The following is a 13,915-nucleotide window of genomic DNA, read 5'->3' as shown; positions in this document are numbered from 1 at the left end:
GCCGGCACAGGCGATCAGAGGCGGATGATGCTGACCGTATCCCCGTTCGGATCGTCGATCGGGGCGGGCGGCGCGGCGGGCGCGGCCTGATCAGCCGCGGGCCGCTGGCGCGGCGCCATGCGCGCCTTGTTGGAGACATAGGCAAGCCCGCTGCGCCGATCGACCGAGACCGTGTTCGGATGCGTGCCGGTGGCCAGGCTGGCGACCACGCTCAGGGCGCGGGTATCCACCACGCTGACTGTCCCGGCGCCGCGATTGGCGACATAGGCGATGGCGCCATCGGCCGAGAGGGTGATGCCGAGCGCACCCGCACCGGTCTCGATCACCTTCACCACCTCGCCCGTGGCGGCGTTCAGCACGCTCAGCGTGCCGCTGCGCTGGTTGGCGCAGAACAGCCGGCCGCTGGCGGGATCGAAGGCGATGTTGATCGCCCCTTCGCCGCCCGACGCGAAGCGACGGATGCCAGCATTACGCGCCAGGCTGACCTCCACGACCTCATTCGTCGTCAGCGCCGTGACGAAAAGCCGGTCGCCGGCCGGATCATGGGCAAGGCCGGTGATGCCGCCTTCGAGCCCTTCGGTGATGACCGTGGCGATGCGGTCGGCGGCGGTGTCCACGACCCAGATGGTGCTGGGCCGGTCGCGCGCGCCGAAGGAGGTCGCGAAGGCGCGGTCGCGCGCCTCATCCGCCACCACCTGGCGCAGGTGCGAGCCTTCGCCCTGCGTCAGCCGCGCCCGCAGCGTGCCGGTGCGCGCATCGAAGATCTTGAAGGCGCCCTGGCGCGTGCCAGTGGCGAGCAGCAGGCCGCGACGGTCGTTCACCGTCAGCCCGAAGGCCGAATCCTCGCCCAGTTCGATGGTCGAGCGCGTCTCCAGCGTGCGCAGGTCGAGCCCGATGATCTTCGCGGCGTTCTGGCCGCGCCCGCCGACGGCGGCCACATGCACGAGGTTGCTGGTGGTGCTGACGGCCAGTTCGTAAAGCGCGGCCGAGATCTTGAGGGTCTTCTCGATGGCCGGTGCGGCGCTGACCGCGGCGGGGCGCAGGGTGGCGAGCGTCGTCGCGGCGCCGAGCAGCGCCATGAGATGACGCCGCGAGACAGCCGGGCGGGAGAGCGTGGCGTTGGACAAGGGCATGAGCAGCCTACCTTGGATGCGGGAGAGGAGATGGCCAATAATGATAATCACTCGCATTATCATTGCCGACCTGCTTCCGGCAAGGAGCAGGGCTGCCTTCGGGGGGCGGCAAGGCGCCTTGCCGGTGCCGGGTGGCTCTGCGATGAGGAGATATTGCGTCTTATTCGCACATCACGCGCCGCCTCGGAGCCGCCGACCATGCCGAACCGGAGTCTTGACCAAGGCCGCGCCTGCGCCGTGCCCCCCGCCGCCGTGCCGCGCCGGGCGCTGATTGCCGGGATTGCCGCCGTGGCACTGCCGCCCCTGGCCAGCCCGGCGCTGGCGCAGCCGGCGCCGCTGCGGATCGGCATGGTGACATCGCTCTCCGGCCCCTTCGCGGCGCTTGGCGAAAGCATGCGCGCCGGCATCCGGCTGCTGCTGGCGGAATCAGGCGAACGCTTCGCCGACCGCCCGGTGGAACTGATCGTGGAGGATGACCAGGCGCGCCCCGATGATGGCGTGCGCAAGGCGCGCAAGCTGATCGGCCAGGACCGTGTCGATCTCCTGTGCGGGGTCCTCCATTCCGGCGTGGCACTGGCGCTGCGCGACGTGGTGACCGAGGCGCGGATGCCGACCTTCCTGCTGGGCTCGGCCAATGACCTGGCGCGCCGCGCGGCCAGCCCCTTCATCCTGCGGCCGACCAAGACCAACTGGATGCTGGGCAGCACCGCCGCGCGCTGGTCGCATCAGACGCATCCCGGCGCGCGGGTGGTCACCGCCGCATCGGACTACGCGGCCGGGCGCGAATTCGTCGGCGATTTCGCGCAGACCACCCAGCAGATCGGCGGACGGATCGGCCGGCAGTTCTGGACGCCGCTCGGCACCCCCGATTTCGGCCCGCTGCTGACCGCCATCGCCGCCGAGCGCCCAGACTCCGTCTATGTCTTCTTCGCCGGCAGCGATGCGGTGCGCTTCCTGCGCCAATGGAAGGAATACCGCCTGGCCGGGCGCATCCGGCTGATGGGCACCGGCGCCTGCTTTGACCAGGAGGATGTGCTGCCCGCCGTCGGTGATGCGGCGCTCGGCGCGGTCAATACCTTCCACCAATCGCCGACTGCCCCGGCCAGTGCCGATTTCGTCGCCGCCTATCGCGCCACCGGCCGTGGCCTGCCGGGGGAATTCAGCACCACCGGCTATGTCTGCGGCCAGGTGCTGCGCGCCGCCACCGAACGGGCCGGCGGCAATCCGGCCGACTGGCCGCGCACGCGCCAGGCGCTGTTCGATGCGCCGGTGCGGACCGCCTTCGGCAGCATGCCCTTCGATCCGCGCAACGGGCAGGCGATCCTCGACATCCATGTGAACGAGGTCCGTGCGGTGAATGGCACGATGATCAACACCGTCGTGCATACCTTCCCGCAGCTCCGCGACCCGGGGCCAGATGCCTGATTTCCTGGGCTATGCCGCCATCCAATCGCTGAACGCGTTGTCCTTTTCAGCCTTGCTGCTGCTCAACGGGCTCGGGCTCTCGGTCGTGCTTAGCCTGATGAATTTCGTGAACCTTACCCATGGTTCCTTCTACCTGCTGGGCAGTTATGTCGCGATCTTCTGGCTCGGCAGCGGCGCGCCGTGGTGGCTGGCCTTGCCGGCCGCCTTCGTCGCCGCCGCGCTGGCCGGCGCGCTGCTCGAACGTTTTCCCTTTCGGCGCTTCTATGCGCGGCCGCATCTGATGCAGGTGCTGCTGACCTATGGCTTGTCGCTGATCTTCGCCGATTTGATGCGCTGGGGTTTTGGCGCGCAGATCCTGCTGCCCGACCTGCCCCCCGCCTTGCAGGGCGTGGTCTTCATCGCCGACATGCCGTTTCCCATGTTTCGCCTGTTCCTGATCGCGGCGGGCGTGGTGCTGGGGCTGCTGCTCTGGCTGCTGCTGGACCGCACGATCTGGGGGGCGGTGCTGCGCGCGGCGGTGACCGATCGCGGCATTGTCGAGACACTGGGCATCGACACGCGCCGCGTCTTCACCGTGGTGCTGGTGCTCTCGGCCGGGCTTGGTGGCCTCAGCGGCGCGTTGGGCGCGGGGATGCTCGCGGCCTATCCTGGCCTGGACGAGGAGGTTCTGCTGCTGGCGCTGGTCACGGTGGTGGTCGGCGGACTTGGCAGTTTCGGCGGCACCGTCGCCGGCGCGCTGGTGGTCGGCTTCGCGCTGACCTTCAGCAAGGTGTGGTTCCCGGAGTTCGCCAATCTCGCGGCCTTCGCCGCGCTGGCACTGTTGCTGGTGTGTCGCCCGAGCGGGTTGGTGGCGCCTTCCATGCGGCGGATATGACGCGCATCCTGCCGGCAGCGGCGCTGGCGGTGGCGGCGCTAGCCCTCTTCGCTGATGATTTCCTGCTGCGCTTCCTGGCCGAGATCCTGCTGATCGGCATCGCGGTCATGAGCCTCGATATCCTGATCGGCTTCGGGGGCCTGATGTCACTCGGCCACGCGGCGCTGTTCGGTGGTGCCGCCTATGCGGCGGCGATCGCGTCGCGGCACTGGGGCGGCGACCTGCTGGTCATGCTCGGCACCGGTATCGCCGCGGGCATGGTGCTGGCGGCATTGATGGGCGTGGTGATCCTGCGCAGTGGCCAGCTTTTCCTGCTGATCCTGACCCTTCTGACCGGGCAGATTGTGTGGGAGGTCGCCTTCCACTGGCGCGATGTCACCGGCGGCGCCGACGGGTTGCGCGGATTGCCCGCGCTGTCCCTCGGCCCCTGGGCGCTGGCGGATGCACGCGCGCTGTTCATGGTCGCGGCGTTGCTGGCGCTTGCGGCGTTTGGGGTCGCGCGATCCTTCGTCGCGGCGCCGGTCGGGCGTGCGTTGGTCGGCGCGCGCGAACAGCCGATCCGCATGAGCGCGCTGGGCTACAGCCTGTTCGCCGTGCGCTTCCGGGCCCTGCTGCTCGCCGGCGGCATGGCCGGGGCGGCCGGCGCGCTGTTTCCCTTCGTGAACCTCTACGTCGGCCCGCAGAGCGTGCATTGGACGCAGTCGGCCGCGATGGTCGTCATGCTGGTGATCGGCGGCATCGGCTCGCTCTGGGGCGCCTTCATCGGCTGCGCGGTTTACCTTGGCATCCAGACCTATCTCAGTGCCTATACGGATCGTTGGCAGCTTTTTGTCGGGCTGGTTTTCGTGTTGACGGTGCTGCTGCTGCCGAACGGTATCGCGAGCGGCCTGCGGATCCTGCGGGGCCGGTTGCCTGGGCGCGGCGCGTGACGGCCATTCTGGAACTTCGCGGGATCGGCAAGCGTTTCGGCGCTTTTGCCGCGTTGGACGATGTCGGCTTCGATGTGGGCGAAGGCGAAGCGGTCGGGCTGATCGGCCCGAATGGCGCGGGCAAGACGACGCTGTTCAATGTCATCACCGGCTTCCTGCCGCCTGATGCGGGCAGCATCCGCTTCGCCGGGCAGTCGATGGATCGGCTAGCCCCGGCCCGGCGCGTCGCGTGCGGCCTGGCGCGCACCTTCCAGACAGCGATGGTCTTTCCCGGGCTGACGGCACGGGAGAACATCGCCATGGCGGTGCGGCAACATGCCGGGGATGGGCTGCGCTGGTTCGGTGGCACCCGCGCCGCCGCCGCGGCGGCACAGACCGCGGCGCGGCTGCTGGGCGATGCGGGTCTCGCGCATCGCGCGGACACGCTGCTGTGCGACATGTCCCATGGCGAACGCCGCATGATCGATGCGCTGATGCCGCTCGCGCTGTCGCCGCGGCTGCTGCTGCTGGATGAACCCACGGCCGGGCTGACCCGCGCGGAATCCGACAGGCTGCTGGGCATCCTGCGCCGCAACCACGCGGATACGGCATTGCTGCTGGTCGCGCATGACATCGACATCGTGTTCGGCCATTGCGACCGCGTGGTGGTGATGGACCTCGGCCGGGTGATCGGCTGCGGCACCCCGGCCGAGGTGCGGGAGGATGCGGTGGTGCGCCGCGCCTACCTCGGGACCATGGTTGGATGACGGCGGTGCCTGAAACACCCGTGCTGGCCCTGTCCGGTGTCTCGGCAGGCTATGGCGGGGCCGCGGTGCTGGAGCAGGTGTCGCTGGTGCTGCGCTCGGGGGAACGCGTCGCGGTGCTCGGTCGCAACGGGGCCGGCAAGACGACGCTGGTGCAGGCGGTCTTCAACCTTGGGCCGCGGGTCGCAGGGTCCGTGCAGGTGATGGGGCGGGAGGTTGGCGGCTGGCCGACCCATCGCATCGCCCGGCTTGGCATCGCGCTCGTGCCGCAGGGGAGGGGGGGCTTCCCGGATCTGACCGTGATGGAGAACCTGCGTCTGGCGACGCTCGGTGGACGCCCGGGCACCTGGACGCTCGAACGGGTGTTCATGCTTTTTCCGCGCCTGGCCGAACGCCGCGCCATGCTGAGCAGCGCGCTGAGTGGCGGCGAGCGGCAGATGCTGGCGATTGGGCGCGCCTTGCTGACCCAGGCCCCGCTGCTGGTCCTGGACGAGCCGAGCGAAGGGCTGGCGCCGGCGGTGGCGGAGGAGGTCATCGTGACCACGCTTGGCCGCCTGGCGGCGGAAGGACAGACGGTTCTGCTCGTGGAACAAAACCTTTCCCTGGCGCTGCGGTTGTGCGAACGCGCGGTCATTCTGGCTGGTGGGAAGATCGTGTTCGACGGGGCGTCCGCAGCCCTGCTGGCAATGGACGGGATGCTCGCCGAACATCTGAGCGTGTGAGCTGCGATCAGAGGCGGCGGTTGGTTGGCACTCGCTTCTTTTCTGTTATGCGATTGCGCCTCACTTCGAAAATGACGACCGCCTGTGAAACGCCGGCGGCCGGACGAGATTGCAAGGGACGCGATATGGCGTGGCAGTGGCGGGATACGCGCGAACATTATGGGCTGGTGACGCGGCTGCTGCACTGGGCCATGGCGTTGATCCTGGTGTGGCAATTCGCCGGCATGGGCCTGCGCCTGATCCTCGGGCGCACGCCGTTGATGGCGTTCTGGGTCGGTACGCACCAGTCGATCGGCGCGATACTGCTGGTGCTGATCCTGCTGCGCCTGCTCTGGGCCTGGAGCAATCGTGACCGCCGTCCCGCGCAGGAACGGACATGGGCCGGCAAGGCGGCGTTCGCCGGTCACTGCGCGCTGTACGGGCTGCTGCTTGTTGTGCCGGCGCTGGCCTTCCTGCGCGCGCTTGGCAACGGCAGGGGCTTCGCCTTCTTCGGCCATCCGGTGGTGGCGCGGAGCGGCGTGCGCATCGAATGGATGGCCGCGCCGGCGGACCTGCTGCATTCGAAGCTGGCGTGGTTGCTGTTGGCCCTGATCCTTGGCCATGTGGCGATGGCGCTGGTCCATCATTTCGTCTGGCGCGACGGCGTTTTGTCGCGAATGATCGGGCGGGCGCGGCGCCTGGGTGGACCGGACCCTCGACTGGCCCGATGAGGCGGTGCGGCCGGTGACGCCACCGCCGGAATGAGAGTCCTGGCCGCTTCCGGCTCGCCCGCCCTGCAATGCCAAAGCGCGACCTGTCCCAGGAGGACGCAGCCATGCGGGCCATTCTCTCGATCGCCGCGACAGGTATCGCGGGACTGGTGGCCGCTGTGCCGGCACAGGCCGAGGTTTGGGTGACGTTCGTCAACCCGCAGGCGTTCACCGACGCAAATCTGTACGCACCAAGGCTCGTTGATCAGGGTTCGCCGGCGCTTGTCGGGCTGCAACGGATCTTCGAACGCATGGGGCGGCGGCTGCCGCCAGGCCAGGACCTGCACATCGACGTCGTTGACGTCGATCTCGCGGGCTATTTTCCGCCTTGGCGGATCCCGAATCCCAGCCTCCGTGTCATGGAAGCCACGATCTGGCCGCGCATCAGGTTTCGGTATGCGCTTTCGCAGGAGGACCGCATCGTGGCGAGCGGCGATGAGACCGTGACGGACATGACCTACCTGCAGAGGCCGGCCGTCACCCGATCAGCCGCCCCTCTGCGCTTTGAGGAGCCCATGCTGCTGGATTGGTCCGCTGATCGCTTCGGCACCCCACGGCATCTGGCCGGTTCAACGAGATACTGCGGCTCATGATCCAACACCGCGGGCGAAAACCTGCGCGTCATCCACCTGCACCAGATGGCCGGGCGAGACCTCCCGATAACTCCGGCGCGGCGGTACGAAGCCGAGGGCGCGAAGCGGGCTGCGGATTTCGTCACTCGCCAACGGCATCCGGGCCGTGCGGCGCGCCGGATCCGGCACCGGCACGGCGGCCAGCAGGCGGCGGGTATAGGGATGTGCCGGGTTGCCAAAGATCTCCGCGCGCGGCCCGATCTCCACGATCTCACCAGCGTACATCACCGCGACCCGATGGCTCACGCGCTCCACCACCGCCATGTCGTGCGAGATGAAGAGGTAGGACAGCCCGAGTTCCGCCTGCAGGTCCAGCATCAGGTTGACGATCTGCGCCTTGATCGACACGTCGAGCGCCGACACCGCCTCATCCGCCACGACCAGTTTCGGGCGCAGTGCGAGCGCGCGGGCGATGCAGATGCGTTGGCGCTGCCCGCCTGAGAATTCATGCGGGTAGCGGTGCTGCATTTCCGGATCCAGGCCGACCTGCCGCAGCAGCCGCGCCACGGCCTCGCTCGCCGCCTGGCGGTCCGCGACCCCGTGCACGAGCATCGGCTCGGCGATCGAAAACCCGATGGCCTGGCGCGGGTCGAGGCTGGCGAAGGGGTCCTGGAAGACGCTCTGCACATCGCGTCGCACCGCCTTCAGCGCGGCGCCGCGAAGCCCCGCGATATCGCGCCCCGCCACGGCGATGCGGCCGGAGGAGGGGGTGAGCAGCCGCAGGATGCAGCGGCCGGTGGTGGATTTGCCGCAGCCGGATTCCCCGACCAGTGCCAGCGTCTCCCCTGGTTGCACCGTGAAGGACAGGTTCTCCACGGCATGAACCCGACCGACGATGCGGCCGACCAGGCCATCGCGGATATCGAAGCGGGCTGTCAGGCCCTCCACTTCAAGCACCGGCGGCGCGCCGGCCGTGACCGTCTCCGGTGCCTCGGTGGGCTGGTCGCTTTCGCCGGTCGCCTTGTCCACCACGGGGAAGCGGACCGGGCGCGACCGGCCGGCCAGCGACCCAAGGCGCGGCACGGCCGCCAGCAGCGCGCGCGTGTAGGGCTCGCGTGGCTGCGCGAAGACGCGTGACGCCTCGCCTTGCTCCACGACGCGGCCATCGAGCATGACCAGAACGCGGTCCGCGATTTCCGCCACCACGCCCATGTCGTGGGTGATGAAGACCAGGCCCATGCCCTCTTCTTCCTGCAGGCTCCGCAGCAGGGCGAGGATCTGGGCCTGGATCGTGACATCCAGCGCCGTCGTCGGCTCGTCTGCGATGAGCAGCCTGGGGGCGCAGGCCAACGCCATGGCGATCATCACGCGCTGGCGCATGCCGCCGGAGAGTTGGTGCGGGAACTCGCCCAGGCGGCGTTTCGCATCGGGGATGCGCACCTTGTCGAGCAGGCGCACCGCCTCGGCCTGCGCGGCGGCGCGGTTCAGGCCGCGGTGCGTGGTCAGCACCTCCGCGATCTGCCGTCCTATCGGCATGACCGGGTTCAGGCTGGTCATGGGCTCCTGGAAGATCATGGCGGCCGCATTGCCGCGGATGCGGCGCATCGCATCCTCCGGCAGGGCCAGCAGGTCCTGGCCGTCGAGGAGGATGCGTCCTTCGGTGCGGGCGCCGTCCTCCGGCAGCAGGCGCATCGCGGACAGGGCGGTCACGCTCTTGCCCGAGCCGGATTCACCGACGATCGCGACCGTTTCGCGCGCGGCCACGGTGAAGGAGATGTCGTGCACCACCCGCCGCCAGGCGCCGTCGCCGAGGAAGGATACCGCGAGCCCCTCGACCGAGAGGATCGGTGTCTGGGCGCTACCGGGTTCGGACATCGAGCGTATCGCGTAGCCCGTCGCCGAGCAGGTTGAAGCCAAGAACCAGGAAGGCGATGGCCAGCCCCGGGAAGATCGAGATGAAGGGCGCCGCCCGCAGATGGCCCCGGCCCTCCGCCAGCATCTGCCCCCATTCGGCGGTTGGTGGCGGTACGCCGAGGCCGAGGAAGCCAAGCCCCGCCGCGACCAGCACCGTTTCCGCCATCAGCAGGGAAGATTGGACGATGATGGGCGCCAGGCTGTTCGGCAGGACGTGCCGCGCCATGATCCAGGCATTGCCCGCGCCGAGCGTCCGCGCATTGTCGATGTAGTCGAGTTCGCGCACCTGCAGCACCGCGCTGCGCGCGACGCGCACCAGGCGCGGCGCCGCCGCGATGGCAATGGCGAAGATGGTCGAGACCAGCCCAGGCCCCAGCACCGTGATGACCGCGAGTGCCGTGATGATGGAGGGCATCGTCATCAGCACATCGGTGCAGAACATGATGACGCGTTCCACCCAGCCGCGGAAATAGCCCGCCGGCACCCCCAGCAGCAGGCCGAAACCGGTCGCGATCACGACGACGCAGGCGCCCAGCAACAGGGACGTCTGCGCCCCGATCATCACGCGCGTCAGGATATCCCGCCCGAATTGATCGGTGCCGAGCCAGTGGACCGCGCTCGGTCCCTTGGCGACGTTGCGCAGGTTCACGTCATCCGGATCGAAGGGGGCGATCCAGGGGGCGAGCAGCGCCACGGCCAGATAGATCGCCAGGATCGCGAGCCCGGTGACACCAAGCCGGTGGCGCATGAACTTCTGCAGTAGCCGACGGCGCGGCGACTGGGCGGCGATGGCGTTCATCCCCTCAGCCCAGGCGCACGCGCGGGTCGGCGAGGCTATAGGCCAGGTCCACCAGCGTGTTCACCACGACGAACATGATGCCGACGAGCAGGAGCGCCCCCTGCACCATCGGGAAGTCGCGCGAGAACACCGAATCCGCCAGCAGCTTGCCGATGCCCGGCCAGACGAAGACGGTTTCGGTCAGCACCGCCCCGCCCATGAGATAGGCGAATTGCACGCCCACCACGGTGATGACCGGGATGGCGGCGTTGCGCAGCGCATGGGCGTAGATGATGCGTGACTGGGCCAGGCCCTTTGCCCGCGCCGTGCGGATGAAGTCCTGGCGCAACACCTCCAGCATGGAGGATCGGGTCATGCGCATGATGATGCCGGTGGAATTGGCGCCGATCGCGATGGCAGGCAGCACCAGATGCCAGATGCTGCCGGACCCCGTCGCGGGCAGCAGGCCGAGTTGGATGGCAAAGATGAGCTGCAGGAGCAGGCCGATCCAGAAGATCGGCGTGGAGATGCCGAGAAGGGCCACGACGGACAAGCCGATATCAGTCGCCGTATTGGCGCGCAGCGCCGCGCGGACGCCGAGGAAAATCCCGATCGTCGCGGCAATCACGATCCCGGCCGTGGCCAGCAGCACGGTCATGCGCAGACGATCCAGCAAGGTCGGTAGCACAGGCTCCTTCGTCACGATCGACGTGCCCCAGTCGCCGGACAGCACGTTGCCCGCCCAGACCAGGAACTGCATCCAGACCGGACGGTCGAGCCCAAGTTGCCGCCGGATCGTCTCCACATCCTGCTGCGTGGCTCCGACGCCGGCCACCGTCAGCGCGGGGTCGCCGGGCACCAGTTGCAGCACCGAAAAAACCAGGACCGACAGCGCAGCGACGACCATCGCCGCATGCAGCAGCCGCCGGGCCAGGAAAGCACCAATCCTCATCGAGGCCGGACATTGTGCAGGCGCCAGCTATCTGTCGGCATGTAGTCGATGCCGGTGATATCCGCGCGGTGCCCGGTGACCATCACGGAACTGTACAGCGGCGCCCATGGCGCATCGCCCATGATCAGGGCCTGCGCCTCGGCCGCCAGGGCCTTGCGGCTTGGCTCGTCCACCTCCGCCGCGACGCGGGCGGATAGGGCGTCGGATGCCTCGCTGCGGTAGAACATCGTGTTCCAGCCCGCGGGGGGCACGCGGTTGGCGGTGAAGACAGTGTCCAGGATGTGCTGGATGTCGTTGGTGTTGCTCTGCCATCCCAGGAGGTAGAGCGCGCTGCGGTTCTCTGCCTCCGGTCGACGCAGGACGGCCAGGTAGCTGGACCAGTCCATCACCTGCACCTCCGCGCGGATGCCGACGGCACGGAGTTGCGCCTGCACGGCGACGGTGACTTCGCGGTCCATGAAGTAGCGTCCCTGCGGGGTCCAGATCGTCGTCTGGAAGCCATTCGGGAAGCCGGCTTCCGCCAGCAGGGCACGGGCGCGGCGCGGATCGTAGGGCGTGACCGGCGGTGGGGCGTAGCCGGCGACGACAGAGGCGATGATGGATTGCGCCGGTTCGCCCAACCCGCCCAGCACGCCTTCCACGATCGCGTCGCGGTCGATTGCGTGCAGCAAGGCGCGCCGCACCCGCACGTCGTTGAAGGGCGCCCGCGCGACATTGATGCCGATATGCACGAGACGGTTGTTCGGCTTTTCGATCAGGCCGATCTGTGGTGCGCGGCGCAGGCGCGGCAGTTCCACGGCCGGCACGTCGACGATGATATCGGCCTGTCCCGTTTCGAGCATCGCCAGGCGCGTGGCGGCTTCGGGCACGTTCAGGAAGGTGATGCTGCGCGGGCCGGAGCGGGGCCCCCAGTATTCGTCGTTGCGCGTGATGGTCACGCTCTGCTGCGGCACGTGCGATTGATAGCGGTAGGCGCCGGTAGCGACCGGCCCCCAGGCGATAGCGGCCGCAGGCCGCTCCAGCGACGCCTTGCTCATCACGCTCGCACTGTCCTGCGCCATGACCGCGAGGAAGGGGCCGAAGGGCGTGGCCGTGACGATCTGCACCGTCAGGGGGTCGACCTCACGCAACTCACGGATCGCACGCAGGTCATTGCCGCGCGGCAGGCCATTGGCGGGGTCGAGCATCCGGCGGATGGAGGCGACGACATCGGCCGAGGTCAGCGTCGTGCCGTCATGGAAGCGGACGCCGGGGCGCAGGCGGAAGGTCCAGGTCACCTTGTCATCGGCGACGGCCCAGCTTTCCGCCAGCAGCGGTTCGATGGCGCCGGTCGCGGGGTTCATCCGTACCAACTGTTCCATCACGTGGTAGCGCACGGTCTGCGGCTGGGACCCATCCGAATTGCCCGGATCCAGGCTGAGGATGGGCGAACCGAAGGCGAAGCGGATATCCCGCTCGGCCCCTTGGGCCACGCCCGGCCGCGCAAGCAAGGGGGCGGCGCCGGCAGCCCCCAGTCCGATCAATGCGGCGCGTCGGTGGATCGGTTGCATCGGCCTGTCTCCGGGTCAGCGTGCGGGCGTGAAGCGGATGTTGTTCAGCCGCCAATTGTCGGTCGGCAGGTATTCGATGCCGCTGATATCCGCCCGATGCCCGGTGACCATGACGGCGCTGTAGAGCACCACCCAGGGCATGTCCTGCATCACCAACGCCTGCCATTCCGCCGCCAGCGCCTTGCGTCGCGTCTCATCCACCTCGGCCGAGACGCGGGTGGCCAGCGCATCGGCGGCCTCGCTGCGGTAGAACATGGTGTTCCAGCCCGCGGGCGGGACGCGGCTGCTCGCGAAGACGGTGTCGGCGATGTATTGGATGTCGTTGGTGCCGGTCTCCCAACCCAGAAGGTAGAGCGCGCTGCGGTTGTCGGCTTCCGGCCGTCGCAGCAGGGTCAGGTAGGTGGACCAGTCCACCACCTGCACATCGGCCCGGATGCCGACCGCGCGCAGTTGCGCCTGCGCGGCGACCGTCACCTCACGATCCATGAAGTAGCGCCCCTGCGGGGTCCAGATGGTGGTCTGGAAGCCCTGCGGGAAACCGGCCTCGGCCAGCAGCGCGCGGGCGCGGCGCGGGTCGTAGGCCGAAACCTCCTGCGGGGCGAAGCCGAAGACGCTGTCGGCGATGATCGACCGCGCCGGGCGGCCAAGCCCGCCCAGCACGCCCTCCACGATCGCTTCCCGGTCGATGGCGTAGCTCAGCGCCCGGCGCACGCGCGGATCGTTGAAGGGCGGGCGGGTGACGTTGATGCCGAGGTGGACGAGGCGCGTATTCGGCTTCTCGATCAGCCCGATCGCGCTGGCGCGCCGAAGCCGCGGCAGTTCCACGGCCGGCACGTCGACGATGATATCGGCCTGGCCCGTTTCCAGCATCGCCAGGCGGGTCGAGGCTTCCGGCACGTTCAGGAAGACCAGGCTGCGCGCCGCCGGGCGGGCGCCCCAATAGGCATCGTTGCGCGCCAGCGTGACGTTCTGCTGCGGCACATGGGACTGGTAGCGGAAGGGGCCGGTGCCGACAGGGCTCCAGGCAATGGTCGCGGCCGGCCGTTCCAGGGATGCCTTGCTCATCACGCTGGCACTGTCCTGCGCCAGGGTCGGCAGGAAGGGGCCGAAGGGCGTGCGGGTGACGAGCTGGATGGTCAGCGGGTCGACCTCACGGATCTCCGTGATGACACGCAGATCATTGCCGCGCGGCAGCCCGTTCGCTGGATCGATGACCCGGCGCAGCGACGCCGCGACATCGGCCGAGGTCATGGCGCTGCCATCATGGAAGCGCACGTTGGGGCGCAGGCGGAAGGTCCAGGTGACATTGTCCGCGGCGACCGACCAGCTTTCGGCCAGCAGCGGTTCGATCGCGCCCGTATCGGCGTTCAATTGCACCAGCGATTCCATGATGTGGAACCGCACGGTCTGCGCCTGCGACCCGCCGGAGATGCCCGGATCGAGGGTCAGGATCGGCGACCCGAAGGCGAAGCGGATATCGCGCTCGGCCGTTTGGGCCGCGAGCGGGGCTGTGACCAGCCCGGCGGCCAGAAGGCCGGTTCCACGACGGGTGATCCGCATCTGCTTCTCCTGTG

General features: G+C 68.8%; 13 protein-coding genes. 7 read left to right on the top strand and 6 right to left on the bottom strand.

Annotated elements, in window-relative coordinates; all coding sequences use genetic code 11:
• Window positions 1-14: 14 nt before the first annotated feature.
• The gene (locus ACQW02_RS15190; protein ID WP_431280753.1) at window positions 15-1,133 is read right to left on the bottom strand and encodes a YncE family protein; all 1,119 of its coding nucleotides are present in this window, start codon (window positions 1,131-1,133) and stop codon (window positions 15-17) included.
• Window positions 1,134-1,331: 198 nt separating this feature from the next.
• On the opposite strand from ACQW02_RS15190, the gene ACQW02_RS15185 reads away from it, so the two are divergent.
• From ACQW02_RS15185 to ACQW02_RS15155, 7 genes are all read left to right on the top strand, one after another.
• Window positions 1,332-2,558 carry an ABC transporter substrate-binding protein gene (locus ACQW02_RS15185; RefSeq protein WP_431280752.1) on the top strand — a complete coding sequence of 409 codons (1,227 nt, stop codon included), beginning with the start codon at window positions 1,332-1,334 and terminating at the stop codon, window positions 2,556-2,558.
• Window positions 2,551-3,432, top strand: coding sequence for a branched-chain amino acid ABC transporter permease (locus ACQW02_RS15180; RefSeq protein ID WP_431280751.1), 882 nt, complete (start codon window positions 2,551-2,553; stop codon window positions 3,430-3,432). The genes ACQW02_RS15185 and ACQW02_RS15180 overlap by 8 nt, the downstream gene beginning before the upstream one ends.
• Window positions 3,429-4,361: a branched-chain amino acid ABC transporter permease gene (locus ACQW02_RS15175; RefSeq protein ID WP_431280750.1), complete on the top strand. Its 933-nt coding sequence runs from the start codon at window positions 3,429-3,431 to the stop codon at window positions 4,359-4,361. Before ACQW02_RS15180 ends, ACQW02_RS15175 begins: the two co-directional genes overlap by 4 nt.
• Window positions 4,358-5,107, top strand: a complete 750-nt coding sequence (locus tag ACQW02_RS15170) for an ABC transporter ATP-binding protein (RefSeq protein ID WP_431280749.1) — start codon at window positions 4,358-4,360, stop codon at window positions 5,105-5,107. Before ACQW02_RS15175 ends, ACQW02_RS15170 begins: the two co-directional genes overlap by 4 nt.
• Before the next feature lie 5 nt (window positions 5,108-5,112).
• The gene (locus tag ACQW02_RS15165; RefSeq protein ID WP_431280748.1) at window positions 5,113-5,826 is read left to right on the top strand and encodes an ABC transporter ATP-binding protein; all 714 of its coding nucleotides are present in this window, start codon (window positions 5,113-5,115) and stop codon (window positions 5,824-5,826) included.
• 167 nt (window positions 5,827-5,993) lie between these two features.
• Window positions 5,994-6,536 (top strand): cytochrome b, encoded by a 543-nt coding sequence (locus ACQW02_RS15160; RefSeq protein WP_431280747.1) that lies wholly within the window; start codon window positions 5,994-5,996, stop codon window positions 6,534-6,536.
• 104 nt (window positions 6,537-6,640) lie between these two features.
• Window positions 6,641-7,168 carry a DUF3016 domain-containing protein gene (locus ACQW02_RS15155; RefSeq protein WP_431280746.1) on the top strand — a complete coding sequence of 176 codons (528 nt, stop codon included), beginning with the start codon at window positions 6,641-6,643 and terminating at the stop codon, window positions 7,166-7,168.
• On the opposite strand, the gene ACQW02_RS15150 is transcribed toward ACQW02_RS15155, so the two are convergent.
• From ACQW02_RS15150 to ACQW02_RS15130, 5 genes are read right to left on the bottom strand one after another with little or no spacing between them, the layout of a single operon-like run.
• A complete protein-coding gene (locus ACQW02_RS15150; protein WP_431280745.1) occupies window positions 7,163-9,022 on the bottom strand; it encodes a dipeptide ABC transporter ATP-binding protein in 1,860 nt (619 codons plus the stop codon). The genes ACQW02_RS15155 and ACQW02_RS15150 overlap by 6 nt on opposite strands.
• Entirely contained in the window at window positions 9,006-9,860 is an 855-nt protein-coding gene (locus ACQW02_RS15145; RefSeq protein ID WP_431280744.1) for an ABC transporter permease, read from the bottom strand. Before ACQW02_RS15145 ends, ACQW02_RS15150 begins: the two co-directional genes overlap by 17 nt.
• A gap of 4 nt (window positions 9,861-9,864) precedes the next feature.
• Window positions 9,865-10,791: an ABC transporter permease gene (locus ACQW02_RS15140; RefSeq protein WP_431280743.1), complete on the bottom strand. Its 927-nt coding sequence runs from the start codon at window positions 10,789-10,791 to the stop codon at window positions 9,865-9,867.
• Complete coding sequence (locus ACQW02_RS15135; RefSeq protein ID WP_431280742.1) at window positions 10,788-12,341, bottom strand: ABC transporter substrate-binding protein; 1,554 nt, start codon at window positions 12,339-12,341, stop codon at window positions 10,788-10,790. Before ACQW02_RS15135 ends, ACQW02_RS15140 begins: the two co-directional genes overlap by 4 nt.
• Before the next feature lie 15 nt (window positions 12,342-12,356).
• Window positions 12,357-13,901 (bottom strand): ABC transporter substrate-binding protein, encoded by a 1,545-nt coding sequence (locus tag ACQW02_RS15130; RefSeq protein ID WP_431280741.1) that lies wholly within the window; start codon window positions 13,899-13,901, stop codon window positions 12,357-12,359.
• Window positions 13,902-13,915: the final 14 nt, after the last annotated feature.

The sequence above is a fragment of the Humitalea sp. 24SJ18S-53 genome (genome assembly GCF_050632385.1).
GTDB lineage: Bacteria > Pseudomonadota > Alphaproteobacteria > Acetobacterales > Acetobacteraceae > Humitalea.
Note: the sequence above shows the minus strand (reverse complement) of the source record. Positions and strands in the feature narration are given on the sequence as shown.